The following is a 26,120-nucleotide window of genomic DNA, read 5'->3' as shown; positions in this document are numbered from 1 at the left end:
TCAGGCGGCTGGGCCCTCCATCCTTATGCTCAGAGAACAGCCTGGAGAACGAAGTCCAGGATGAAGAGAGCTGCCACACCCCAGATGATGGGGTGAACCTCTTTGGCCTTACGCTTGCAGGTCATGGTCAGGCAGTATGTGATGAATCCAGCTGCTACACCGTAGGAGATGGAATAGGAGAATCCCATGAAGATGGCCGTGAAGAAGGCCGGAATGGCCTCGGCCAGGTCACCCCATTCGATCTCACCGAAGGAACTCATCATCATGCATCCCACAATGACCAGGACCGGTGCGGTCGCAGCCGAGGGAATGGCGGAGACCAGAGGGGCGAGGAGGGCGCTCAAAGCGAAGCATCCGGCGATGACCACCGAGGTCAGGCCTGTGCGTCCACCTGCGGCGATGCCAGCGGCGGATTCAACATAGGTGGTCGTGTTGGAGGTGCCAAACAAGGCGCCGATGGAGGTAGCGGTGGCATCGGCGAAGAGGGCCTTGTCCATCTTGGAACTGAATCCCTTGCCGTTCTCCAGGGACTCCTCATCCGCCGCCGAGAAGATACCGGAACGACGTCCGGTGCCCACGAAGGTTCCGATCGTATCGAAGGTATCGGAAAGGGAGAAGGCAAAGATGGTCACCAGAACGATGGGGAGCTTGGCCGGATCCGAGAAGAGGGCCGGGAAGCCTTGTGGACTGAATATGGCCAGGAAGGTCTCCGGCAGCTGGGAGAAGGCCTGGCCCAGATTAATCGAATTCGACATGGTGGTGACCCCAAGGGGGATGCCGATCAGAGTGACGACGATGATGGAGATGACGAAGGATGCCTTGTTGATGAAGGCCAGTCCGCCCTTGAATTTGAAGACCATCAGGAAGATGGTCAGGAGGAGCCCGATGACGAAGAGGATGAGCGTGGGCGTATTGAACACGGTCAGTCCGGGATTGGCTCCGGCAGCAGAGGTCTTGTCAGGACTGAATTTGATGACGCCGACGTTGAGCAGCCCAACATAGGCGATGAAGATGCCGATACCGCCGCCTATGGCGTGCTGGAGCATGGGCGGTATGGCCCGGATGATCATTTTCCGCAACTTGGTGGCCGTGACCAGGATGTTAAGGAGTCCGCAGATGAAGACCATGCTCAGGGTCTCCTGCCAGGAGAATCCCAGACCCTTGACCACGGTAAAGGTAAAGAAGGCGTTCAGTCCCACACCGGGGGCCACACCGTAAGGCACATTGGCCACCAGCCCCATGATGAGCGTGCCGATCACCGCTGCTATCAGGGTCGCGATGAAGACCGCACCCCATGGCATGCCCGCCGAGGAAAGCACCGAGGGATTGACCACGATGATATAGGCCATGGCGAAGAATGTGGTAATGCCAGCTACCACTTCCGTTGAGACTGTGGTATTGTTATCCGAAAGCCGAAATAGCTTTTGCATATTCTGTCCTTATTGTCTTATTTGGCGTTAGACAGTTTGAAGAATATCATGAGTTCTCGGCTTTTTTTATTTCCTCATGCACCCCTTTCCCCTCTTGGATACGCCCTGTTCGGCAAGAACCCGACCTGGCAGCGATCCGCACCTATAATCGGCACTACCCGAGCCATCCGGACAAGGAGTCCGCAGGCAAAACCGGGGACTTTCAAGGAGGAAGTCATGGTCAGAGACAATCACTGGGACGAGGACGACCAAAAGCAGTACAAGCACATCCACGACACGGAGATCGAACGCGGGCAGGATGAGAAGACCTCCGAACGAATCGCCGCCGCCACAGTCAACAAGCAGCGCACCCGCGAAGGACGCACCCTCAAGCAGGAGCGTTCGGGCAAGGACTGAACCGCCGATACAAGACCAGGGGAACCGAAGGTCACCGTCTGACTCAGACCGCCCCCATCAGCAGGTGGGCCAGAATCATCAGGACGGTTGAGCAGAAGGCGGTCAGGGCCAGGGTGAAACCCGCCAATTTCGCATTGCCCAGCACCTTGTCGGTGAACATGGTGGCGAAAACCGCTGTGGGCGCCAGGCAACAGAGTGCCACGGCCTGCCGGACCAGAGGGCCGAAAGGAAGCAGGAACCAGGCCGCCAGGGCGAAGATGACACCGAACGGTATGCGCCAGGCCAGAATTTGCGCCACCTCCTTGACATCCTGCACACTTGCGGGAAGGTCCATCAACATACCAACCATGAGCATGGAGCAGAATGCGTTGGCCGCCGAAAAGGGCCTGCTCGCCTGAGCCACCCAGCCGGGCAGGGTCACCCCGGCCAACATCAGGGCCAGCATGACCAGGTAGGTATCGAAGGAGACGGAGCCGAGGAACCCCTTGACGATATTGGTCAGCATGGCCTTGAAACGGAGATTCCGCGCATCGGAATCGTCCAGTTTCACCTCTGGCGCGGTTCCGACCCTGACCAGTTTCTCCTCGCTGCTCAAAGGCTCCCCCGGCCTGATATGCAGAAGCCCCTGGGTCATGACATTCGTTCCGGCGGCAACCATGACATTGTTGCCGATATCGAACATGGCGGCGGGAACCAGGGCCGCCGGACCCAGCAGGGACTGGAGCATGGGGAAGCTGAAACAGCCGATGTTGAACCCGGAACCGTTCAGCATAAGGAAGGCCCTGTGCCCCACCGAAGCGTGCCGGCTGGTCAGGTAGATTGCCAATGGCGGCACCAGGGAGGCCACAAAGGCGAACACGGAGACCAGGAGAAGACTGGAATCATGGGGATTGGTGGCAAAGGAGAAGACGATGGCGCCCGGCAGAATCAGGTTGAACTCGGCCGTTTGCAGGACCCTGTAGTCCATAGGTTTGAAAAGCCCGACCCGCTTGAAGAGGTACCCCAGCAGGATGATGGCCAGGAGTATGACCGGCTCGAGCACCACAGACATACACCGCTCCTCTCGCCACCGGCTTCCTCAACCTTGCGGTTCGCTCCCATGGTACCGAGTTATGCAGGATGTGGCACTGATGGTGTCACATCCTGCGCAAGTGGAGCTGGACTGAACGGACGGAATCAATGCACGGAGACGGCAACCGAACCGCGCAGGGCGACGAATCAGCCGAACCGTCCGGAAATGTAGCGTTCGGTGTCCTCTTCCTGTGGATTGGAGAAGATGGTGGTCGTATCGTTCATCTCGACCAGGTGTCCAGGCTGGCCCACGGCCTTGAGGTTGAAGAAGGCCGTGTAGTCCGAGACCCTTGCAGCCTGCTGCATGTTGTGGGTCACGATGACGATTGTGTAGTCCTTCTTCAACTCGTTGATCAGATCCTCAACGGCCAGGGTGGAGATGGGGTCAAGGGCGGAGCAGGGCTCGTCCATAAGGAGGACCTGGGGGTGGACGGCAACCGCCCGGGCGATGCACAGGCGCTGTTGCTGGCCTCCCGAAAGTCCGATACCCGGCTTGTCAAGGCGGTCCTTGACCTCCTTCCAGAGGTTGGCACCACGCAGGGCCCACTCGACAAGGTCATCGGCGTCCGATTTGGAGATGTGCTTCTTGTTCAGCCTTACGCCGGCCAGGACGTTTTCCCTGATGGACATGGTCGGGAAGGGGTTGGCTCGCTGGAAGACCATGCCCACGTCGCGCCGCACCTCGACCGGGTCCACATCCGGCCCGTAAAGGTCACGCCCCTCAAGGAGCACCTGCCCCTCCACATGGGCGCCCGGGGTGATTTCGTGCATCCGGTCCAGGGTGCGAAGAACCGTCGATTTGCCGCAGCCCGAGGGGCCGATGAAGGCCGTGACCTTGTTGGCCAGGATCTTCATGTTCACGTCCTGGACGGCCAGGACATCGCCGTAGTAGACGTTGAGGTGATTGATGTCTATACGCTGGCCCATGCCGTCTCCTCCATCATCATCACGATTGTCGTTGCGGGACCGGGGTCCGTGGCCCCTACTCTTCGCCTCATTTGGCCTCCTGGACCGAGAAGATACGTGAAATCAGTCGTCCCAGCAGGTTGAGCAGGAGGACGATGATAATCAGAACCAGGGCCGCCGCCCAGGCGCGTTGCATGCGTATATCGGTCAGGCACCCCGGGGAGGCCCCCGGCCCACAGACCGCCAGTCCCTCTGAATACTCGTTGTAGACGTAGACCGGAAGTGTGGTCATTCTCCCCGAGAAGAGGTTGGGGTTCGTCGTGGCGATGAAACCGGAAGCTATCAGCAGGGGGGCCGTCTCGCCGATGACCCTGGCTATGGCCAGGATGGTACCGGAGACGATGCCCGGCAGGGCCGTACGCAGAACGATTTTGGTGATGGTCCTTTGCTGGGTGACGCCCAGGGCATAGGCGGCCTCCCTCAAGTCGTTGGGAACCACCGCCAGCATGTCTTCGGAGGTCTTGACCACGGTCGGAATCATCAGGAGGGAGAGCGCAACGGACCCGGAGAATCCGTTGACCGTTCCCGGGCCGACCAGGGTCGCGAACATGGAGAAGGCGAAGAGACCCGCAACAATCGAGGGGATGCCGCTCATCACGTCCACCAGGAGGGAGATGGCCTTGGCCAGCCGACTCCCGTGGGCGTATTCGACCAGGTAGACCGCACACATGACCCCTATGGGGATGGAGATGACCATGGCTCCCAGAGTGACCTCCAGGGTGCCGATGATGGCATGGAGAATGCCGCCGTACCCGCCGGTGGCCGTGGGGTTGCCACCCACCACCCCGCTCATGTTGTGGGTCAGGAAGTCAAGGTTGAGCCGTTCCATCCCGTTGATCAGGCTGACCCAGAGAACCGAAACCAGAGGAACCAGTGCCACCAGGAAGGAGAGCACAATCAGGGCGGTCATGACCAGGTTCTTGCGTTTGCGGGCCCTGAGTGATGAGCGGGTCGGCTTGAACTTGTCGAAGTCGATGACCGGGAGGGCGCCGTCGTCAGGAGTCCTGACCTCCGGGAATGCACTGGAAAGCCGCTGGTCACCCATGGTCGGCCCACCTTCCTTCCGTAGCCCTGCCGTTGTCTTGTCCGCCTTGTCCATCATTCACCCGCCTTGGACGTGATCCTGCGTGCGAGGTAGTTCACGAGGAAGGTGATGACGAAGAGGACCAGACCGGTAGCCACCAGGAGGCTCACCCCGATTGAGTCCGCCTCCGGGAACTGGGAGGCGATGTTGGCGGCGATGGTCTGACTGGTCGAGGGGCGGAGCAGGCGCAGAGCGTAGCTGAAGCCCGGGGATAGGATCATCAGAACGGCCATGGTCTCCCCCAGGGCCCGGCCCAGGCCGAGCATGGAGGCGGAGATGATACCCGACCGCCCGAAGGGAAGTACCGCCAGTCGGATCATTTCCCACTTGGTGGCTCCCAGTGCCAGCGCGGCCTCCTGCTGGAGACGCGGCGCCTGGAGGAATATGTCACGGGTGACGGAAGTGATGATGGGCAGAATCATGACCGCCAGCACCAGGGCCACTGTCGCGACCGATCGCGCCGGGGCGGCCACAGGGCCTGCAAAGAGTGGGATCCAGCCAAGGTGATTAGCCACCCAGCCCCAGAATCCGGTGATGCCGGGAACCAGCACCAGTGCGCCCCAGAGTCCATATACCACCGAGGGAATGGCTGCCAGAAGGTCCACCACGTAACTCAATGCCGTGGAGAGTTTAGCCGGGGCGTAGTGGGATATGAAGAGGGCGATGCCCACAGCCACCGGGAAAGCCATAAGGAGGGCCAGCCCTGCAATCAGGACCGTACCGAAGACCAGTGGCCCCACATACTGCCAGAATCCGGAGGCCCTCCCCCCGCTCAGGGAGTCGATGGCCCTGGTCCGCTGCTCCCCGTCCCCGATGAAGGCAGGGAAGGCCTTGATGATCAGGAAGAGGGTCACGGCCGCCAGGACCAGGAGGATCAGAATCCCGGCCCCCCGGGCACACAGACGGAAGATTCGATCGGCCCTTGCCCCTGAGTGGGGCCCGCCTTGCGTCTGACCGGCCGGAGGCTGTTCCCCTGTGGTCCGCTCGCCGGCCTCTGCATCGTCTTTCATCGGTTTTTCAGTGTCCCCCATCAGTCCACCTCGATCTTCTTGACCGATGCCATGACCCTGGCCCTGACGGCCTCGCTCAGCTCGGCACTGCCGGCGTTGGCCGCAGCCTGGCGCTGACCCTCCTCGCTGACGATGTAGGTGAGCCAAGCCTTGGCGAACCTGGCCTTGGACCGGTCCTGATCGTGCCGGTACACCGAGCAGGCAACGTCATAGGAAATCAGCATGATTGGGTATGCGCCTGCCTGATCCGTGGTGTGGTCGATGTCCAGAACCACCCGGTTGGGCTCCACGGCATCAGGGGAGGGCCTGGCGGAGTCCAGAACCAGTGCGGCCGCCTTGGCCGATGGGGGCGTCCAGCCATTGCCTACTTTCACTGCCACCGATCCCAGACTGGTGGTCTGTGCGGCATCGGCATACCCTATGGTCCCCTGGGCCTGGGTCATGGTCATGACCACGCCCGCAGTCCCCTTGGCGCTCTGCCCCAGGTCGTTGGGCCAGTTCTCCCCCACCGCATACGGCCAGGCCGATCCGGCGGCATCATGCAGGTATGAGACGAAGCTCTTGGTGGTACCTGACTTGTCGGAGCGGTGGACCACGGTGATGGGCAGATCGGGCAGGGTCGCGCCCGGGTTGAGCCTGGCCAGTTCCGGGTCCTTCCAGTTGGTTATCTTCCCACTGAAGATTCGGGCGATGGTCTCAGGCGTCATGTTCAGATGACGATCAGGTCCGTTCAGTCCGGCGTCGCCAAGGTTGTAGGCAACAGCTATGGGGGTGGCGTACACGGGGAGGTCGAAGGCCGTTCCATCCTGGCAGATGGCCTCGGATTGCCTGATCTGGCTCTTGCTCAAAGGGGCGTCGGAGCCGGCCCAGATGGTCGAACCGTTCAGAAAGGCGTTGACCCCGGCACCGGAGCCGGAAGGGTCATATGAGATGCGCGCCTGGGGGTGGTTCTGCCGGAAGCCTGCGATCCAGGCCTCATTGGCGCTCTGTTGGGAGGAGGCACCGGAGCCGGCGAATTCACCGCTCAGGTTCTGGTCCGTGCCGCCTTGCCCACTGGATGGCAGGGCGTTGTCGCCACAGGCCGAGAGGCCGACCACCAGACCCATGCTCAAGAAGAGGGCCAGAGACCGACCGAACACATGTGAACGCATGCTGCCTTCCTCAACCACCGAATCGTTCTTCACTTGGTAACATCCGAATCAAGATTACCGATGCTCACACCAATCAGCATACTGGAAACGCTGGTCCTGGGAAATCGGCCTCACGCAGCGTTGCGAAACCCTGCTCACCCTTTGGGAAAACAACCGCCACCATCCACAGGTCGGTATATTATTGACTTCCTGTTGGACACTCCACCCCAAACCCCCGACCGGTTCCCCGGCCCTGGTTTGTCTTGATTCTGTCGGCCTTCTGCGTATCCACTCACCGATGCCACCCGACGCCATGCAGACCCCTGAGGGGCGGTACCTGTTCCAAACCCTGAGCCATTCAAGGGGATTACCAAAGATGACCAAGCCGGAAAAGGAAGTGGTTGTGCATGAGGAAGAAGGAGCTCGCCAAGCAAGGGCGGACCCTCAGCAAGGATGGAGCCTTCATCAACGGCAAACTCACCCACGAAGCCTTTATCTCGCTATCCATCCTCACCGCCATCACCTTCCTGGGCAACTTCACCCAACTCCAGCTCGCTTCGGCCCTACCCACCATCGTTCATGAGTTCGGTATTTCACTGACCACCGGCCAGTGGCTCACCTCGGTCTTCCAACTGGTCATGGGGGTCATGGTGCCCCTTACAGGCTTCCTGACCAAGCGCTTCTCGACACGCGAGATCGTCATCACCTCCATGACCATCTTCACCCTGGGGTCCCTCCTGAGCTGGCAATCCCAGACCTTTGCCCTGGTCCTCCTTGGACGCATCCTGGAGGCCGTGGGCACAGGCACCATGTGGCCTGTCCTCCAAATCACGGTCTTCTCCATCTACCCCCTGTCCAAGCGCGGCATGGCCATGGGCACGGTGGGTCTGGCCATGAGTGTGGCGCCCGCCATAGGGCCCACCCTGGGAGGCTGGCAGACCGATGCCAACGGCTGGCGCTCCATCTTCCTGACCCTGAGCATCTGCGGGGCTGTGGCCCTGATCCTCTCCATCTGCGGTCTACGCAACTTCGGCGAGCGCGATACCAGCGTCAAGGCGGACTTCTTCTCGGTAGCCCTGTCGATATTCGGCTTCGGTGGCCTCATGTTCGGATTCACCAACATCGAGAACTATCCGATCACCTCCCCGATGACCTGGCCATTCCTGATCGTGGGCCTGGCGGGCATCGTCTGGTTCGTTCTCCGCCAACTCCACCACACCAGTCCCCTCCTGAACCTGAGGGTGCTGAAGATCAGGAACTTCACGGTGGGCACCATCATCGCCTCCATGTCCTTCTTCGCCTTCAGCTCGGTTACGGTCATCCTGCCCATGTACATCCAGACCGACCGCGGTTATTCGGCCACCATGAGCGGCCTGGTCATGCTGCCCGGTGCCATCGGCACGGCCATCGCCCAGTTCCTCGGAGGGCGGCTCCTGGACCGTTGGGGGGCGCGGCCAGTGGCCCTGACCGGCTGTTCCGTTCTCTGCCTGGGAACCGTGGCCCTGAGCATGGTCGGCAGCGGAACCTGGATTGGACTGGTCTCCATCTGCCAGTTCGTACGCCAGATCGGTATGGGATTCACCCTGATGCCCCTGACCACCTGGTCCTTGAACAACCTTGCCCCGAAAGACGTCTCCGCCGGTTCGGCGGTAACCAACACGGCCCGTCAAATAGCCGGTGCCGTTGGGGCCCCCATCCTGGTCATCGTCATGGACTCCATCACCACCCTGCGCCATTCGGCCCTGGGAGGCGGTCCGTCCACCCAGATTGCGTCCAACATCTTCGGCATCCAGTGGGCTCTGAGAATCTCCGCCTTGATCTGTCTGGGCATGGTCCTGCTGGTTTACTTCGGTGTCCGGGGCAACGGGGCCGGATCGGGCCGCCAGATGACCCGGATGGTCTTGCGCCACATCCACGTCATCCACGCCCCCGCACCCAAGGCAGCAGCCCAGGAAACGGTCACCACCTCAGACCGGCAGAACACCCCGAAACTCGAATCCGGCAACGGGCACGCCGAAGAGCGGTAACCTTCTGAAGGCCCGTATCAGCCCCTCACTCATCCGACGGCAGGGGCTGGCCGGGGCAACCATGCAGAACGCCCATCATGGCCTGCTTTTCGGCTGAGGTGACGCTCAGGCCGTACTTGTCCTTGACGCCGATCTGCCGAGCCACATAGGCGCACCGATAGTCTGTACGGGGCGGAAGCCAATAGTCCGCGGAGGCACTTCCCTTTTCCTGGTTGGCTGGTCCGTCTACGGCCAGAAGATTGTAGGGGTCGTTCCCGAAACGGTACCGTCTGGCCGTATCCCAGGTATCAGCCCCCGACTTCCAGGCATTTTCCAAGGCCACCACATGGTCGATTTGAACATCGGCACTGGTCCTCTCACCCCTGATGAAGGTGATGGTCTTGCCGGTATAGGGGTCATCCAGGATGCCGGAAGACACCTTGCACCCTCCGGGAGTGGTATGGCGCACCTGGCGCAGATCCCTGGTCAGCACATCCTCGCGGATATTGCACCCATTGCCATCAATATCGGTCTGTTTGAAACCGAATGAGTCCCGGCGGTATTGACGGCCCGGCCTGGGACGGTCCTGGACCCGGAGTCCTTCCAGGGTCTGGGCGGCATCGCCGGTTGCCTGGTACCTCCCGGTCATCACCCCGATCGTCCCATCCACCCTGGGAAGGACCAGACCGATGGTCACTCCGATCATCGCGACTATGACCAGGAGGACAAGAACCCGCTCCAAGGCCGACGTGGACCTGAACCTGGCACTGCCGGCAGCCCTTCTCCGACCCCTGTATCTTCCGGCGAACCGACGGGCCATCTGTATGCCTACCTCCCCTTGGTTACGAGCGCTTCCCGACCATCAGGCGTATGAGTAGGTCCTCGGGTCGTGACCGGCCCGAACCGGCCCGTCCAGGGCATCGATTGCAGCACGCTCCTGCTCGGTCAGGGAGAATCCGTACAGGTCCAGATTCTCCTTCTGCCGCTCGGCATGGACGGACTTGGGTATGATGATGGTCCCGTTCTCGATGTGCCACCGCAACACAACCTGGGCCGGTGAGCACCCTTTTTCCTCTGCTATGCGGTCTATCACTCCCTGACCAGCGCTCAGATCCGCTCCCCGCGCGAGGGGGGAATATGCCTCCACGGCAATCTTCCTGGAGCGGCAGAAGGCCACCAGATCCCGCTGCTGCCAGGTGGGGTGCAGCTCGATCTGGTTGACGGCGGGGTACTCCCCTGTCTCCCTGTGGAGCCTTTCCAGATCCTCCTCCAGGAAGTTGCAGACGCCCAGGGTCCGGACCCTCTGCTGTTGCCGCAATTCCTGGAAGGCCTTCCAGGTCTCGGCCGCACGCCAGTCAAAGGGTGTGGGCCAATGAATCATGTACATGTCGACATAATCGGTTCCAAGGAGACCCAACTGCCGATCGAAAGCCCGCAGGGCCGAATCATAGCCCTGCTCGGAATCCCGGAGCTTGGTGGTCAGCCAGATGGATTCCCGGCGACTTCCGGTGTCATATCCCGCCGCCTTGAGGCCCCTGCCCACGCCTGCCTCGTTCTGATACCCGGCAGCGGTGTCGATGTGCCGATACCCCAGGGAAAGGGCTGACTCCACAACCTGACCGGTCTGGTCATCCGCAATCCTGAGCACGCCCAACCCAATCTGGGGAATCCTGCGCCCGTCGGCAAGTTCGATATCCGGTACTGCGGCCATGATCTGCTCCTCTGTCCCTGCAAGGGTCCCAACTCCTGCTTCGCAGGAGGTCAACCTCATTCTAGGACCAGCAGGGGCCGTAACCTGCCATGAGGCATTCTGTGGTCAAATGTCCCTCCACCTGCTCTGCGGGGCATCTCCTTACGCCGCCGACCCGGTCAGCGGGCGGCGACGCCGAAGAAGTAAAGGATATGGGAATCGAACCAGGAGTACCCCAGGTCGAATACCGGCAGGAAGCCGATTCGCATCATCATGCCGAAGGTGGCCCAGGCGAAAAAGAGGGCAAGCAGCGCCAGCACCCACATCAGAAAGGTATAGGTGCGCCTCTTGCGGACCAGTGCACGTCGTCGCTCCGCTGGCGGCAGTCGCCCCCTACCCCGGGAATTACGGTTGTGTCCAAGTTCCTGGTCATGGTCATCGAGCCGGTCCATGCCGGTCACCGATTGCTCATCCGTCATGATGTACCTCCTGACTCCTTGCATAGCCCTGTTCCACCCCTGGAAGGTCTGGTCGCCAGCCTCCACTGTCGCCATCAGGAGGATCACTGTCCATCAATGAGCCATCATCCCCTAAGGAGCCGTCAGGCTCGCCAGCGCTGCCATCGTCGTCGGCACCATACACTCCCGTAACGGGGGAATCCTGCCCGCCGCCCGCTTCGACCTTGTCCAGGTTCGCAATATGTTGTTTGCACTCTTTGCGGCGCCTGGACAGGTAGTACCAGGCCAGCAGACACAGGATCATGAGCAACAGGAGTATCCAGAGCATGTAGTTGGGAGCCCCCTGAGGCTTGGTGGCGGGGACATTCTCTCCGATGAACCGGCCACGGATGAGCAGGCGGTGGGAGTTGATTCCGTAAGGGGTGCAGGTCAGCATGGTGACGTAGTTCGAGCCCGCCACAGGCTGGAGGTCATCGACCTCGGTGGGCAGAATCACCTTGATCTGGTCCACCTGATAGCTCATGCGCTTGTCCAGAACGCGAATCTGGAAAACGTCCCCCTTCTTCATCTGGGTCAGGTTGTCGAAGAGGATATGCCCCACTTCGCCCGTGTGCCCGGTAATCACGGAGTGGATCGTGCTGTTGTCCGTGGGAACGTGGGTGGTGGCGATATGACCTATGCTGTCCCTGAGCACTTCGTCGGTTGTTCCGTGGCGAATGGGGAGCTTCACATTGATCTTGGGGATGTCGACGTAGGCCATCATCCCCTTCCCATCAACGTTGAGAATCTTGGAATACCTCCCGAGGGGCTCCTGAATCTCCTTGTACCGGAAAGGATCTCGCAGGGTCGGCTTGCCGAGGTCATCATCATACTGCTTGGCATCCTGCCACATTTTCTGCCGCTGCTGCGGGGTGAGCTGATTGACGATGTTCTCGTACTCATCGACGGCCTGGGTGGTTTCCGCATAGTTGAAGTAGGCCGCCGCCAAGGGGTACAGGAACAATGCCAGTCCAATCAGGAAGACCACCACTTCGATGAAGCCGAACCTGCGGTCGGATTTGACCCGGTGCTTGGCCTTACCGGCCCCCGTCGAAGAGCGCCGATCCGGTGCAACCTTCTGGTCGGTCTCCCTCACCGGCTTGGTCATCGCCGCCCCCTTGTATCCATCATCCTTTTCAACCTCCGTATACGCCTCTCGACCGCAGCCGGACCAACCATGGGACCAGGAACAGCGGAACCGTAACGACAAGCAACCGCTGTATCCCCAGTGCCCGAATGCCCGGTACACAACACCGACCCCGTTAAGGTCCCCGATCACCTTCAGTCCATGACTGTTAATCCCCGGGGGTCCATGTCAAGAGAGTCACTACGTTCTTACCTTACCCGTCTTCCGGCACAACCTTCTTGCCTGGTGTCACACCATCGACGCGACCGACCTCTTGTATAGAGGCATGGCTCTCATGGTCTCCTCGGAACACAACCAGACCGTGGGAGTGGAAGAGACCCGTGACGGGGCGGGCGACAGTCACACTTAGTACGGAGAAAGCCGACAACACACTCGGTGTCATCGGCTTCCAAGGTTGCATGGCCGCTCAGAGACAGCCATACGAACAGAACTCAAACAATCGTATCGTGACGCTTCTTCACCGCCATGACCAGGACGACAACTCCCAGGACAAGGAAGACGGCCAGCAGAATGAGGGGAAGAATCAAGGAGGATCCGGTTTTTGACAGGTGCTGTATCGAGACGGCGCTCCCCGGAACGACATCCGACTTGCTGATATCCAGCTTGGGATAGACGTCTACTTGGAAAGTCGGGGAACCTCCCGGAACCAGGGTGGGCAACTGCACAACGCAGGGGTCCGTCCGAACGGTAACCCCATGGGGGGCAGCAACCAGGCTGACCATCCAATAGGTCGGTTCCTCTTCCGTCCCTCCCAGCTGCGCCGCCGTTCCACCGGAAAGGGTCGCAGAGTTGACATCAAGATGTGCGCCTTCCAGCCAGATGCCTACAGACTGAGTCGTCGAAGATGTGGTTATGACACCATTGGCATCGGATACACCGTAGAACTCTGTATTCGAAGAATCCTTGAACGAGGCAGGGTCTGCAATGACGGCAGAGGTCAGGTTCTTCTGAAGAGTCTCCGGCGACGAGGCAAGGTCTGCGGCCGCCAGGTTGATCTTGCCCCTGTCCAGCTTCACTGCCTTGTAGATGTACCCGGGGCCTGCAGGAGGATTGTTGCTTCCCGGCAGGATGGAATCCGCATTATTCTGTGTTTCGAGAAGGGTGAGCGTAAGAGTGGGATCCGCAGTGCTTGCGGCTGCTTGAGTCAATCCACCGGCAAGCATGAGTCCGCAAGAAACAACGGAGACAACCAACCAGAGCAGGACCCGTTTTGTCTTCCCCGCCCGTAAGGAACTAGCCTTCATACAACATCCCTTCAAGAGAACCATCCTTCAAGGTGGTCATCCACGTCGGAGGTCAGCACCTACCGGTGTGACATCCCCTTCTCCGACATATCACTAACACAAGATACATGTCTTCTATAGGATATCATAACACCCCATAACAAGAACGGCGGGTGGTCCACATAGGAACCACCCGCCGTTGTGATTGGTTCAGACTAACTCAACCAATCAGTCACAGCAGCTCAGGCAGTACGGGCTGCGTTGCGACGGCTGCGCAGGTAGAGGGCGCCACCCATGATGGCGACACCAACAACCAGCAGCAGGATGATGCCGCGACCACCGGTCAGCGGGAGGCCAATCGGGGCATCCGTATCATCCTTGGTGTAGTTCATCATCTTCTTCGCCACAGACTTACCATTGAACTTGATCTCGTTGGCAATGCTTGCATTGCTATCCGCAGCGTAGGTAGCGAAGCTCAGCTGATCGTAGTCAGGCTCGATCGGGTTCGAACCATAGTAATCTACGATCTGCTGCTCGGTCTTACCTGCGACGTTCGGGCCGAAGGTCACCTGAGAGAAGGGATTCGGAGCCGTGTTGAAGCCGTTGGGGGCCGTAACCTCGACAACGGTCCAGTTGGCGGCGATACCCTTGTTGCTCGAGTCCAGAATCGGAAGACCGGTGAAAGCCACCAGACCTGCCGGAGAGGAGGTCGCGGAGAAGAAGGTCACACCAGTATCAGTGGTGGGGTGGAAAGCCCCATCAGTGGCGAGGTAGGAGGTGGGGTTGGCGGGATCAGCCAGGCGGAAGACGGCGCCTTCCAGAGCCTTGAGCTGAGTCGGGCTTCCGTCCTTCTGCACCTTACCGAAAGCAACGGAGCCGGAGGGGGTGATGGTGCCATCGCTAGGAGGAGTATCAGGACCCTTGCCATTATTGTCATCGATGAAATCGGACTCGACCTTGTTGGCGACACCACCATCACCGGTGGAATCACCATCAGCGGTCACCGTGGCATCGTAGGTGATTTCAACAGTCAGCTCAGTGGGGACATTACCTTGGGCGTCCTGCATGCTTGCAACAGCCTGCTGCAGTCTGGTCTTGTTTCCGAAGAAGCTGAAGGTGGTATAGGTAGCCTTACCATCCTGCTCGTTCGCAAAGAACGTACCGTTATTCCCAAGACGGGCGGGCTTGGCCGTACTAGAGACAACCTTGTAATCGGTATCCTTGTCCAGGCCGACAGCTGACCGCGAAGGAGCGGTGATGGAAGCATGAATGTTGGTGGCATCCATCTTCAGAGAAGTACTCATTCGATCCGCTATACGCAGATCCTCGAACTGCCCTTTCACCTCAGCGATATCCAGCTTCTGGTCCTTATAGGCAGGAGTGCTCTCGTTGTAGATCTTATGCTCGACCTTGTAGGAGATGACATCGCCGGCCTGGGCAATGGAGACTGGGTTCTGTCCCCTCTTGATCCCAGTGACAGTCTTGGTCAGACCGCCCTTGCTGACGTTCTTCGGGAAGACATGCAGGTGATAGATGTAACCACTCTTAGCCGGAGTGCTGTTATCGGTGGTCCTGTAAGGCAGTCCGAAGAACGAAGGAGCGGACTCAGTGTACTTGGCTGCATTGAAGCCCGGAGAAACAGCCGTATTCTCGGTCATCACATAGTAGTGCTGACCGGAGGCGAAGGTCACGGGAGTGCTGGTGGGCGCACCGCTGGCGTCCGCCGTGAACCAGGAGTCGATGACACCCTGTCCGTTGGTTATACCAGCTGCGTAGAAACCGCTGCTGGCATTAGTGAACGTTGAGGCATCGGTGGGGTTGATGTCAGCGACGGTCTTACCGGTCGCAGGGACGACCTCACGAACGTTGAAGACGATGTCCTTTGCAGGAGTACCAACGCCGGCGGCGGGCCTGTCCATAATCGAGCCGGTGGCCCCGGATCCCTTGGAGCCCGACAGGTACTTCGTGACTGTCAGCTGGGGGGTCTTGTTTGCGTCAAGAGTACCCTCGACGAAGTCGTCCGCAGGCTCAAAAGCCGAAGCCTGAGTCACGGGAAGGGCAACCAGCCCGGCCAGCAGAGTGGCACCAGCCACCGCCAGACCGAGAACCTTGGACAGCCCTCGCCTTTCATTTGATTTTACTGTATGCATGCATGCATCCCTTCTATTTTGCGATGGTACGGAGCGGTGCGCAACAACACTGCGGCCTATCCGGCATATTCCATTCCCCAGCCGGAAAACCCTTCCGAGTGAGCCGTCGCGAAACATGACCCAATACCACTATCGAAGCTTAGTGCACGGCCTCAACCTTTGCAAACGGATAGATGCAATGTATGTCACATGTCTCTGCACTTGCAGAACGCCCTCATTCTCCTTGTACTGCCACTATCGGACCGCAGATCCAAGCGGCAAGCACACGGTGAATAAGGGCGAAATCCGAAAGAAACAATTTATTGCCGGTTATCGAGACGATGCACCATCTCGGAGAGTTCCAGGTCCTTGCCAAACCGCTCGGCCGTGGTGTCCTCATCGATGGAAGCCAGTTCCACGCCGGCCATGCGGGCGAAGTCCTCCCAAGCCTCACGACCAACTGTGGTGGTCATGCAGGTGTGATGGGCGGCACCGGCTCGCAGCCAGCATTCGGCCGATACCTTCAGGGAGGGCCGGGGCTTCCAGATGGCGCGGGCCACGGGAAGCTTGGACAGGGAGCCACCGGGCTCGACCACATCCACCACGTTCATGACCAGACGGAAGCGCTCCCGCACGTCGGATAGGGAGACCACAACCGCATCCTTGCAGGGGGTGGCGGTGAAGACCAGACGGACGGGATCCTCCCGGTCTCCGATGGAGAGCGGATGAATCTCCAGACGGGGCCTGCCCTCGGTCAGGAGGGTGGGCGATACCTCCAGCATGTGGGCACCCATGATCTCCTCTTGGCCAGGCACGAAGTTATAGGAGTAGTCCTCCATCAGGGAGCAGCCACCCTTGAGGCCATACCCCATGACGTTGCCGATGCGGACCAGAACCGAGGTCTTCCAATCCCCCTCTGCCGAGAATCCGTACCCGTCGGCCATCAGCCGCTGGGCGCCGACCCCGGGGAGTTGGTGCAGGGCACCCAGGTCCTGGAAGTTGTCGACGGCCGCCGTAGCCCCGACCTCCTGGAGCATGTTGCGCATACCCGCCTCCTCCCGGGCGGCCACCACCAGGGAGTCGTACCGGGAATCGAGGAGTTCGGGGGCCACATCATAGCTGCGCTTGTAATCTTCGATCAGATCCTTAACCTGGTCATCCTTGACGGCCTCCACATGGGCCACCAGCTCATTGACCGGCCAGGTGTTGACGGAGACCCCGAAAACGCGTTCGGCCTCGGTCTTGTCGCCTTCGGTCACGGCCACATCGCGCATGTTGTCGCCCCACCGGCAGACCTTCATGGAATTGGCGGCATCCCAGCCGGCGCAGGCCCGGGCCCAGGTCCCGATTCGCTCCGCCACCTCGGGATCGGTGTAGTGCCCCACGACAATCTTGCGGGGAATGCCCAGACGGGTAAGGATGTACCCGAACTCGCGGTCACCGTGGGCCGACTGATTCAGGTTCATGAAGTCCATGTCGATGGTCTCCCAGGGGATTTCGACATGGTGCTGCGTATTCAGCTGGAGAAGGGGCTTCCTCAACTGCTCCAGACCACGGATCCACATCTTGGCAGGGCTGAAGGTGTGCATCCAGGCCACAATGCCGATGCAGGCCGGGTCGGAGGAGGCGTCAACCATGAAATTCCTGATGGAGTCCGAGTCCTTCAGGGTCGGCTTGAGAACCAACCTGACCGGAATTCTGCCGGAATCGTTCAGGGTCTGCGCTATGTCGGCGGCCTGCACGGCCACCTGCCGCAGCGTATCCTCACCATAGAGGTCCTGGGAACCAACTGCGAACCAGAGTTCCTTACCCTGGAATGGATCTGTCATTGCCATGGTTGCTCCTTATTGCTATTGCTGATTATGGTCACGTATATATATGGAGTCATGGGTCATCCCTCCAGAGGGATGCTCCTGACTGCCGCCTGCTCGATGGGCAGGGACCTGGAGAAACGTTCGAAGAAGGTGCGGAACCCTTTGACATCCGCCGGGTCGGGATTCTCCACCCGCGATTCGACGTCGGCGAAGACCTGTGAATCCAGGTAGTCGGCCAGGGTCTGGTCGGAGTGGGTCAGGTAGTCGGCCAGAACAGCCATCCCCCAGGCCCCTCCTTCCGCTGCAGTCGACATGACCCGGATGGGGGTATCGAAAGCCGCAGCCAAAATCTTCTGCGCCACCTTGGGAGTGGCGAAGATACCGCCATGCCCAACCAGGGAGTCCACCTGCACCCCCTCCTGCCGGGTCATCACATCCATACCGATCGTTACCGGGGAGAAGGCCGAGAAGAGCTGCGCCCGCATGAAATTGGCAAGGTTCATATGACTTTCGGGACCCCTGGCGAAAACCGGACGCCCCTCTTCCAGACCGGCCAGGAACTCGCCGGAATAGAAGCAGTAGTTGATGAGGCCACCGGCGTCCTTGTCGCCCTGAAGGGCCAGGTTGAAGAGGGTTCCGTACAGCTCGTCATCGCTCATCCGCATTCCTCCGGCCTGGGCGAAGTCGCGGAAGAGCCCCACCCAGGCGTTCAGGTCGGAGGTGAAGTTGTTGGCGTGGCTCATGCCTGCAGGATCGCCGGCCGGGGTGGCTACCGGATCGACTTCAGGGTGCAGGTGTTCCAACCGGCGCTCCAGAACCACCATGGCGAAAATCGAGGTGCCGGCCGAGACGTTGCCCGTCCTGGGCCGCACGGAGTTGGTGGCCACCATGCCGGTGCCGGCGTCTCCTTCGGGAGGGGCCATGACCGAGCCGGGTGCCAGGGTACCCGTCGGGTCCAGCAGCCGGGCACCCGCTTCGGTCAGAGACCCCGCTTCCTCCCCCGCCACCAGGGGGCTGGGCAGGAGGTCGCGTATGGACCAGGGCTGGGAGGCAACCTCAGGCAGGCTGTCGAAGGTGTCGAGCATGGCCTGGTCAAAGCGGTGATTGTTCGAGTCGATGGGGAACATACCCGAGGCGTCACCTATGCCAAGGACCTTGCGCCCCGAAAGCTGCCAGTGCACATAGCCGGCCAGGGTGGTGATGAAGGCCACCTCGGGCACGTGCTCCTCCTGGTCGAGAACGGCCTGGTACAGGTGGGCTATGGACCAGCGCTCGGGGATGTTGACCTGGAATGTCCAGGAAAGGCTCTCATGGGCCTGACCGGTGTTGGTGTTCCTCCAGGTGCGGAAGGGCACCAGGAGCCGATCGTCCTTATCGAAGGCCAGGTACCCGTGCATCATGGCCGAAAATCCCATGGCTCCGATACGGGTCAGCGGCACACCGTAGCGTTCCCTGACTTGGGAGGCCAGGGCGGCATAGGCACCTTGAAGTCCTTCCCAGACCTGCTCCAGGGAGTAGGTCCACAGGCCGTCCTTGAGCTGATTCTCCCAGGCAAAATCGCCATCGGCCAGGGTGTGGTAATCCTGGTCGATCAGTATGGCCTTGATTCTGGTCGAGCCCAGCTCGATACCCAGGGAGGTCCTCCCGGCCTCGATTTCCTCAGCGAAGTGCCGGTCGGTGTTCGCTTCCATGGTCCGCTCCTTTGCTGGCCGCCCCTGGTCCTTCAGACTCATCGCAGTCTGAAAACAAGGACTGTTAACGCTCACATTTCCTAGTGAACAGCATAGTAGCGATCGCCTTTTCCGGCAAGCGTGGTGATGTCAGGCGTCGTCAGGAACGCCGGACGGCCCGGCCCAGGGATCTGCGGGGTACCACATCAGCCTGGATGAGGCCCACACCGTGCCTGGTGACCGGAAAATCGACCGGCCTGCCCTGGTGCAGCATGGCCAGGAGCTGGCGCATGGTCGCCGTTCCCAGCTCTTCGAATCGGGGACGTACGGTCGAGAGGGGCGGATTCAGGTTATCGACAGTGGGGATGTCATCGAATCCGGCCAGACTCACGTCCTGCGGAATACGGATGCCGTGCTCCTGAAGGGACCTGGCCACACCCACGGCCTGATTGTCATTGGCGGTGACCACTGCGGTCGGCATGGACCGCCCGGACATACCCCGTTCGTCGATCAGGTGGTTCATCAGGGTGTACGACTCCGCGGATTCCCAGCTGCGCGCGTGAACCACGGCTGTCTTGACGTGATATCGTGCACAGGCCTTCCACCAAGAGGCCAGACGGGTCGAGGCGTCACGCCATTCAGGAGGTCCGGCCATGTAGAGCACCCGACGGTGCCCCAGTTGCACCAGCTGCCTGACCACCTGCTGGATGGCCCCCCACTGGTCGATTCCCGTCAAGGCCACCCGGTCGGAGCCGAGATTATGACTCAGGGCCTCCTCGATGCCCATACCTCCGTGGGTGGAGGTGACGATGACCCTGGGCTGGGTCACATTCACCTGGCAGGCCGCCTGGAACATGGTGTCGGTGGGCGTGATGAAGATGAAGGCATCGACGTTCTGCTCCAGAAAGGTCCCGCACAGTTCCTGGAATCCCTGCTGGGTGCAGGTGGCTTCGTCGACCATCATGACCGACATGAAGAGCCCATGCGAGCGCGCGACCGTCTCGATGGCGGTGATGGTGGAAACAGGACCATAGAGACTGACCCCACCCGCCACCAGGCCTATGGTCCTGCTGTGGCTGGAGGCCAGGGCCCTGGCCGAGTTGCTGGGCCGGTACCCCAGCTGCCGTATGGCCGCTTCCACCTTGAGGCGGGTCGGCTCGGAAACGTCCTTGGACTTGTTGATGACCCGCGAAACGGTCTGATGGGAGACTCCGGCCAACCGGGCCACTTCAACCATGGACGGGCGGCCGGAACGACGCCGCTCCCTGCTGCCTGGAGGCATATACCCTTCTTCCCGAAACCCGTACCGACTGCTCCGATCATAGCCCGGAGAGGGGAGGATCACCGACTGAGACCTGAGTCACCCCGTCAGGTGCCAACTGACACGGTGGAGGTCGGAGGGGCCATGCTGCCTGATGGCTTCAATGTGCTCGGCGGAACCGTACCCCTTGTTCTTCTCCCAGTGGTAGGGGGCCAGGTCGGCCCGCTCCTGGGCCAGGCGAACCATGAGCCGGTCCCTGGTCACCTTGGCGATGACGGCCGCACTTGCCACCGTGGCGCAGGATACATCACCCTTGACCTTCATGGTGACGGTCGGCAGGAGGGGTAGGGGCGGGGCGTCAAAGCTGTCGGCGGCCTTGGTTATAAAGTCGCTGGTACCGTCCAGAATGGCCGCCGGGGAGGAGTCCGGCCCCAGGTCAAGCCGCGCTTCGACATCGGCCAGGGCGCGTAGGGCGGCGATGCCCAGGGCATGCGTGATGCCCCACTCGTCGACTTCATGATTCGAACAGGACCCGACGGCCCAGGCCTCGGCCCAGTTCTCAAGATCAAGATGGATGGCCTCCCGACGGGCGGCGGTCAGCATCTTCGAATCAGCCACCCCGGCAGGCACCTTCAATCTGGGAAGATCCGCGGATTTCAAGGCCACGACACCGACCATGACCGGGCCGGCCAAGGCGCCACGCCCCACCTCATCCAGCCCAAAAACGAAGTCTGCTCCCCCTGCCGCAAGTTCCGACTCAAGGGCCAGGGTGGGTATGGGATGCATCCGCCGTCCCTACCTGGGTTGCCTGTCGGGAACCGCGTCGAAGACGGAATGCCGATTGTTCAGGAATTTCCAGCTGCCGAAGGGGAAGTAGGTCACCATGGCAGTCCCCTTGATGTTCTCCATGGGCACTTGACCACCGTTGGAATCATCGAGATGATAGCGGGAATCGGCCGAGTTGGAGCGGTTATCGCCCATGACGAAGACATGGTCCGCCTTGACCGTGACCTCGAAGGGGAAACCACTCGGCTGGACACCCGGGCGAAGATAGGAATGCTCATCCAGGGCCACCCCGTTGACCGTTACCGGGTACCCGCTCCCCTTGCAGGCCACCGTATCGCCTGGCATGCCGATCAGTCGCTTGACCAGGTAATCGCTCTTCTGCCCGACCTGCGAAGAGTTGTCCAGCCAGTTGCCGGGGTCGGTGAAGACGATGACATCCCCCCTGCGGGGCTTGGCCATACCCCTGGTGATGCCGTTGGTGGTCAGGATTCGGTCATTGATGCCCAGCGTGTTCTCCATGGAACCGGAGGGAATGACGAAGGGGGCCATGACGAAGAGTCTGCAAAAGGCCACAACAGCCAGCACCGATACGATGTCGACCACAACCTGAATCAGGGCTTTGACCTCATTGGAGGACCCTGGCTCCTCTCCCGATGCTGGGCGCTCATATGGTGCGGGATCATCTTCCGGTAAGGGGTCGCGATCACCGAAGCTGGTGGCGATATCGCGGACCGAGGTTCCGAAGGGCACCTTGGACCCGTGCCTGGGTTCCGCGTTCATCCTGATACCACCTGACTGGGGAGAACCAACATGCTCGCTCCTTCTGCTTGAGGCATCTGAAATCCGGCCCGATACCGCCTGCCCCCACCTGCCGCACCACCCACAAGGAAGGGTCTCCACTGCACACTCTAGTCGGGAAAAGAAAGACCCGGGGACCTGAATGGCCTCCGGGTCGGCAAGGATGAAACTACTTGGTCTCGGCCTTGTTGTCGCGACGCTCAACGATACGTGCGGCCTTGCCGTGCAGGTTACGCAGGTAGTAGAGCTTGGCGCGACGGACACGACCACGACGCAGGACCTTGATGGAATCGATCTGCGGGGAGTGCAGGGGGAAGCGACGCTCCACACCCACACCGAAGCTGACCTTGCGGACCATGATGGTCTCGCGCACACCTGCACCCTGACGGGCGATCACCACGCCGGTGAAGGCCTGGATACGGGTGTTGTTGCCTTCCTTGATGTTCACATTGACCTCGACGGTATCGCCGGGGCGGAAGTCCGGGATCTCCTCCGCGGGCTTCATGTGGCTGGCATCAAATTCCTGAATGGCGTTCATGCTGTTCCTCCATGGCCGCCGCACACCGACCCATGTTCCGGGCTCTCCCCCACGTTCCGCGGCAGGGAGCCGTTTCTCAACCCAACGGTCTGCCGTCGGGGGATGCCGATCCGCCGGTCTTGACCGGCTGGACCCAGAAGGAGGGGGAGCCTATGCGGCAACTCCCCCTCCGGCATTGCAACTGTTCAATGATACACCAGGTCGGGACCCTTTGGCCCCTACCGGGTGAATCAGTGGCGGTGGGCCCTGTAGAACTCGATCAGGGAGCGGGTGGACTGGTCCTGGGCGGCCAGGGCCTGGTCGTCCTGGGAGATGGCCGGGGTGATTTCCTTGGCCAGCTTCTTGCCGAGCTCAACGCCCCACTGGTCGAAGGAGTCAACGCCCCAGACGGTCCCCTCGGTCAGGGTGATGTGCTCGTAGAGGGCGATCAGCTCACCCAGGGAGCGCGGGGTCAGGTCATCACCGAGAATGGAGGTGGTGGGCCTGTTCCCGGTGAAGACACGTGCCGGCACGATGGACTCATCAGTACCCTCCGCGCGGACCTCATCGGCGGTCTTGCCGAAGGCCAGGGCCTTGGTCTGGGCGAAGTAGTTGGCCAGGAAGAGCTCGTGGACATCCTGGTCCTCATCCTTGGCCGGGTTGGGGGTATTGGCAAAGGCGATGAAGTCGGCCGGAATCAGCCTGGTGCCCTGATGAATCAGCTGGTAGAAGGCGTGCTGGCCATTGGTGCCCGGCTCGCCCCAGAAGATCTCGCCGGTCATTGAGGTGACGGGGGTGCCGTCCCAGCGGACGGACTTTCCGTTGGACTCCATGGTCAGCTGCTGCAGATAGGCCGGGAAGCGGTGCAGGTACTGGTCGTAAGGCAGCACCGCGTGGGAGTGGGCCCCGAAGAAGTTCACATACCAGACATTGAGCAGACCCATCAGGGCCACGACGTTCTCCTCCAGGGGGGTGTCGCGGAAGTAGCGATCGATGGTGTTGAACCCGGCCAGGAACTCCTCGAACCGCTCAGGTCCGATGGTGATGGCCAGGGAGGTGCCCACGGCGGAGTCGACCGAATAACGGCCACCGACCCAGTTCCAGAAGCCGAAGGCGTTGGTCGGATCGATGCCGAAGTCCTCTACCTTGTCAAGAGCCGTGGAGACGGCGATGAAGTGCTTGCGGATGGCTTCGGCCGACTGGGCGTCGGAACCATCGACGGCACCCTGGGCCTTGAGGTGGTCCAGGAGCCAGGAACGGGCCTGGCGGGCATTGGTCAGGGTCTCAAGGGTGGTGAAGGTCTTGGAGACGATGATGAAGAGGGTGGTCTCCGGATCCAGGTCGCGGGTCTTCTCGGCCAGGTCATTGGGGTCGATGTTGGAGACGTAGCGGGCGGAGATGCCAGCGTCGGCGTAGGGCTTCAGGGCCTCATAGGCCATGACCGGCCCCAGGTCGGAACCACCGATGCCGATGTTGACCACGGTGGTGATCCTCTTGCCGGACACACCGGTCCACTCACCAGAGCGAACCTGGTCCGCGAGGGCATAGATCCGCTTCAGGGTGTCGCGCACGTCGCCGACCACATCCTGGCCGTCGACGACCAGGCTGCCCCGGTCCTCCTCGGGCATGCGCAGGGCGGTGTGGAGAACGGCTCGGTCCTCGGTGTTGTTGATGTGCTCGCCCTTGAACATGCTCTCGATGCGTTCGTCGAGCTTGACCTCCCTGCCCAGCTGGGCCAGGAGGGAGAGGGTCTCGGGCTGGATCAGGTTCTTGGAAAGATCGAAGTGGAGGTCCCCGGCCTCGAAACTCAGCTTCTCTGTGCGCTGGGGGTCGTTCGCGAACCAGGCGCGCAGGTCGATGCCTTCGTCCTGCAAGGACTGGAAGTGATCCTGCAAGGCCGCCCAGGCCTTGGTCTGCGTCGCATCTACTGGAGGATTGATGGCCATGTTCTATAGGTCCTTTCGTGACGTCATGCCCGACATGGGAACCGATTTCCGCCGGCACCACACCCAGGCTTGGGTCTCCTACCAAGCTACTCACAAAAGCGGACAGAAGACAACAAAAACCGCCAATCACCCAGGTGGTCCGGTGGTGAATCGGCGGTTGTGGATACGGGGCACCCAGCTCTGGGCGGCCCTCAGAGAACGTCGTCCCGCCCGTACTGGGAGAGCTTCCCCACCATGTCCTTGACCTCCTGACTTCTGGCCCTGGGTGCCACCAGGAGGGCATCCGGGGTATCGACGACAATCATGTCGTCCACTCCCAGGAGGGCGATGGTGCGCCCCCCGTCGGGCACGACCATGTCGCCGCCTGAGTCCAGGGAGACCACCTGGTCGGAGTCGCCGAGAATCTTGATGTTGCGCCTACCCGATGAGGGCAGGAGCCCGGCCACGGAGTTGAAGTCGCCGATGTCGTCCCAGTCGAAGCCGCCGGGGACCATGGCAACCCCTCCGGCAGTCGAGAGGGGCTCGGCCACGGCATAGTCGAAGGCGATCTTCTGAATGCCCGGCCAGTACTGCTCCATGGCCTCCTGACGCTCATCGGCGCCCTGGTCCCAGGCCTCGGCAATGGCCATGACGCTGGAATGGAGTTCGGGCAGGTACCGTTTCAGACAACCCAGAACAACATCGGCCCTCATGACGAACATACCCGCATTCCAGCGGTACTCACCTGTGGATAGGTAGGCCTGGGCCGTGGATGCATCGGGCTTCTCGACGAACTCGCTGACCAGGTGGGCATCAGGGGCATCGGGAATCTCGTCGGCCAGGGAAGGCCCCTGGTGGATGTATCCGAACGCCGTGGAGGGCCTTGAGGCCGCTATGCCAATGGTGGTCACATACCCTGCTCGCGCAGCGGCCACGGCCTGCCTGACGGAACGACCGAAGGCCCGGTCATCGCGAATCACATGATCGGCCGCAAAGGATCCGACCACTATCCGGTCCCCGTACCGTCGGGACAGAACGGCAGAGGCCAGGGCGATGGCCGCTGTTGAGTCCCTGGGCACAGGCTCGGCGAAAACAGCCTCATCGCCGAGCCGGGGAAGCTGCTGTCGGACCTGGTCCACATGCCTCTGCCCGGTCGAGACCACCACATGGTCCTCCCCGCAGATGCCTGCCAGGCGGTCGAAGGTACCCTGGACCATGGTCCTTCCCGACCCCAGGAGGTCATACAGGAACTTGGGGCGGGCCTGGCGGCTGAGCGGCCAGAGCCTGGTACCTACTCCCCCGGCGGGAATGATGGCATAGAAATCGTCGAGATCCATACCCCCATTGTGTCAATAAGCTTGTACACCGCACCCGTCATGACGAACCGTCAGAGGGCGTTTTTATCCCGGTCATCATGTATCATTGATTGCGCTGTCCTCACAGAGGATGGCGAAAGGCCACTTTAGCTCAGTTGGCAGAGCGTCTCACTCGTAATGAGAAGGTCGACAGTTCGATTCTGTCAAGTGGCTCTCTTCCCTTCCTATCCGGCAATAACACCCTTCCGCCTATT

The 26,120-nt window shown here is 60.9% G+C and carries 22 protein-coding genes and 1 tRNA gene; 3 read left to right on the top strand and 20 right to left on the bottom strand.

Going from position 1 to position 26,120, the window contains the following annotated elements; genetic code table 11:
• Window positions 1-29: 29 nt before the first annotated feature.
• Window positions 30-1,430 (bottom strand): NCS2 family permease, encoded by a 1,401-nt coding sequence (locus H3V08_RS00900; RefSeq protein ID WP_198181296.1) that lies wholly within the window; start codon window positions 1,428-1,430, stop codon window positions 30-32.
• 216 nt (window positions 1,431-1,646) lie between these two features.
• Here H3V08_RS00900 and H3V08_RS00895 point away from each other — a divergent pair, with 216 nt between their 5' ends.
• Window positions 1,647-1,826, top strand: coding sequence for a hypothetical protein (locus tag H3V08_RS00895; protein WP_198181295.1), 180 nt, complete (start codon window positions 1,647-1,649; stop codon window positions 1,824-1,826).
• Between the two features lie 43 nt (window positions 1,827-1,869).
• On the opposite strand, the gene H3V08_RS00890 is transcribed toward H3V08_RS00895, so the two are convergent.
• From H3V08_RS00890 to H3V08_RS00870, 5 genes are all read right to left on the bottom strand, one after another.
• Window positions 1,870-2,877: an AEC family transporter gene (locus tag H3V08_RS00890; protein WP_198181294.1), complete on the bottom strand. Its 1,008-nt coding sequence runs from the start codon at window positions 2,875-2,877 to the stop codon at window positions 1,870-1,872.
• Window positions 2,878-3,044: 167 nt separating this feature from the next.
• The gene (pstB, locus tag H3V08_RS00885; protein WP_033491679.1) at window positions 3,045-3,824 is read right to left on the bottom strand and encodes a phosphate ABC transporter ATP-binding protein PstB; all 780 of its coding nucleotides are present in this window, start codon (window positions 3,822-3,824) and stop codon (window positions 3,045-3,047) included.
• A gap of 67 nt (window positions 3,825-3,891) precedes the next feature.
• Window positions 3,892-4,908 (bottom strand): phosphate ABC transporter permease PstA, encoded by a 1,017-nt coding sequence (gene pstA, locus H3V08_RS00880; protein ID WP_198182058.1) that lies wholly within the window; start codon window positions 4,906-4,908, stop codon window positions 3,892-3,894.
• 53 nt (window positions 4,909-4,961) lie between these two features.
• Window positions 4,962-5,957, bottom strand: a complete 996-nt coding sequence (gene pstC / locus H3V08_RS00875; RefSeq protein ID WP_052109103.1) for a phosphate ABC transporter permease subunit PstC — start codon at window positions 5,955-5,957, stop codon at window positions 4,962-4,964.
• A gap of 20 nt (window positions 5,958-5,977) precedes the next feature.
• A complete protein-coding gene (locus tag H3V08_RS00870) occupies window positions 5,978-7,108 on the bottom strand; it encodes a phosphate ABC transporter substrate-binding protein PstS (protein ID WP_198181293.1) in 1,131 nt (376 codons plus the stop codon).
• A gap of 386 nt (window positions 7,109-7,494) precedes the next feature.
• On the opposite strand from H3V08_RS00870, the gene H3V08_RS00865 reads away from it, so the two are divergent.
• Window positions 7,495-9,114, top strand: coding sequence for an MDR family MFS transporter (locus tag H3V08_RS00865; protein WP_232340030.1), 1,620 nt, complete (start codon window positions 7,495-7,497; stop codon window positions 9,112-9,114).
• Window positions 9,115-9,139: 25 nt separating this feature from the next.
• On the opposite strand, the gene H3V08_RS00860 is transcribed toward H3V08_RS00865, so the two are convergent.
• The 14 genes from H3V08_RS00860 to H3V08_RS00795 all read right to left on the bottom strand — a co-directional run bounded on the left by H3V08_RS00860 (window position 9,140) and on the right by H3V08_RS00795 (window position 25,887).
• The gene (locus H3V08_RS00860) at window positions 9,140-9,913 is read right to left on the bottom strand and encodes an HNH endonuclease family protein (RefSeq protein ID WP_198181292.1); all 774 of its coding nucleotides are present in this window, start codon (window positions 9,911-9,913) and stop codon (window positions 9,140-9,142) included.
• A gap of 42 nt (window positions 9,914-9,955) precedes the next feature.
• The gene (locus H3V08_RS00855) at window positions 9,956-10,804 is read right to left on the bottom strand and encodes an aldo/keto reductase (RefSeq protein ID WP_232340028.1); all 849 of its coding nucleotides are present in this window, start codon (window positions 10,802-10,804) and stop codon (window positions 9,956-9,958) included.
• 158 nt (window positions 10,805-10,962) lie between these two features.
• Window positions 10,963-11,262, bottom strand: coding sequence for a hypothetical protein (locus H3V08_RS00850; RefSeq protein WP_198181290.1), 300 nt, complete (start codon window positions 11,260-11,262; stop codon window positions 10,963-10,965).
• Entirely contained in the window at window positions 11,252-12,388 is a 1,137-nt protein-coding gene (locus tag H3V08_RS00845) for a class C sortase (protein WP_198181289.1), read from the bottom strand. The genes H3V08_RS00850 and H3V08_RS00845 overlap by 11 nt, the downstream gene beginning before the upstream one ends.
• Before the next feature lie 470 nt (window positions 12,389-12,858).
• A complete protein-coding gene (locus H3V08_RS00840) occupies window positions 12,859-13,671 on the bottom strand; it encodes a hypothetical protein (protein WP_198181288.1) in 813 nt (270 codons plus the stop codon).
• Window positions 13,672-13,892: 221 nt separating this feature from the next.
• Entirely contained in the window at window positions 13,893-15,800 is a 1,908-nt protein-coding gene (locus tag H3V08_RS00835; protein ID WP_198181287.1) for a SpaH/EbpB family LPXTG-anchored major pilin, read from the bottom strand.
• A gap of 299 nt (window positions 15,801-16,099) precedes the next feature.
• Window positions 16,100-17,614 carry an L-arabinose isomerase gene (gene araA, locus H3V08_RS00830; RefSeq protein ID WP_045921071.1) on the bottom strand — a complete coding sequence of 505 codons (1,515 nt, stop codon included), beginning with the start codon at window positions 17,612-17,614 and terminating at the stop codon, window positions 16,100-16,102.
• A 56-nt stretch (window positions 17,615-17,670) separates the two neighbouring features.
• The gene (locus H3V08_RS00825) at window positions 17,671-19,284 is read right to left on the bottom strand and encodes a xylulokinase (protein WP_198181286.1); all 1,614 of its coding nucleotides are present in this window, start codon (window positions 19,282-19,284) and stop codon (window positions 17,671-17,673) included.
• A 139-nt stretch (window positions 19,285-19,423) separates the two neighbouring features.
• Entirely contained in the window at window positions 19,424-20,500 is a 1,077-nt protein-coding gene (locus tag H3V08_RS00820; RefSeq protein WP_198182057.1) for a LacI family DNA-binding transcriptional regulator, read from the bottom strand.
• A 123-nt stretch (window positions 20,501-20,623) separates the two neighbouring features.
• Window positions 20,624-21,310 (bottom strand): ribonuclease HII, encoded by a 687-nt coding sequence (locus H3V08_RS00815; RefSeq protein ID WP_198181285.1) that lies wholly within the window; start codon window positions 21,308-21,310, stop codon window positions 20,624-20,626.
• A gap of 9 nt (window positions 21,311-21,319) precedes the next feature.
• Entirely contained in the window at window positions 21,320-22,090 is a 771-nt protein-coding gene (lepB, locus tag H3V08_RS00810) for a signal peptidase I (protein ID WP_198181284.1), read from the bottom strand.
• Between the two features lie 187 nt (window positions 22,091-22,277).
• Window positions 22,278-22,646, bottom strand: a complete 369-nt coding sequence (gene rplS, locus H3V08_RS00805; RefSeq protein WP_033491666.1) for a 50S ribosomal protein L19 — start codon at window positions 22,644-22,646, stop codon at window positions 22,278-22,280.
• A gap of 230 nt (window positions 22,647-22,876) precedes the next feature.
• Complete coding sequence (pgi, locus tag H3V08_RS00800; protein ID WP_198181283.1) at window positions 22,877-24,571, bottom strand: glucose-6-phosphate isomerase; 1,695 nt, start codon at window positions 24,569-24,571, stop codon at window positions 22,877-22,879.
• A 191-nt stretch (window positions 24,572-24,762) separates the two neighbouring features.
• Window positions 24,763-25,887 (bottom strand): mannose-1-phosphate guanylyltransferase, encoded by a 1,125-nt coding sequence (locus H3V08_RS00795; protein WP_198181282.1) that lies wholly within the window; start codon window positions 25,885-25,887, stop codon window positions 24,763-24,765.
• Between the two features lie 119 nt (window positions 25,888-26,006).
• Here H3V08_RS00795 and H3V08_RS00790 point away from each other — a divergent pair.
• Window positions 26,007-26,079: transfer RNA gene (locus H3V08_RS00790), tRNA-Thr, on the top strand.
• Window positions 26,080-26,120: the final 41 nt, after the last annotated feature.

The organism is Bifidobacterium sp. M0307, assembly GCF_016100445.1.
GTDB classification, from domain to species: domain Bacteria; phylum Actinomycetota; class Actinomycetes; order Actinomycetales; family Bifidobacteriaceae; genus Bombiscardovia; species Bombiscardovia coryneformis.
The sequence above is the reverse complement of the archived record's forward strand: the minus strand, read 5'-3'. Positions and strand labels throughout refer to the sequence as shown.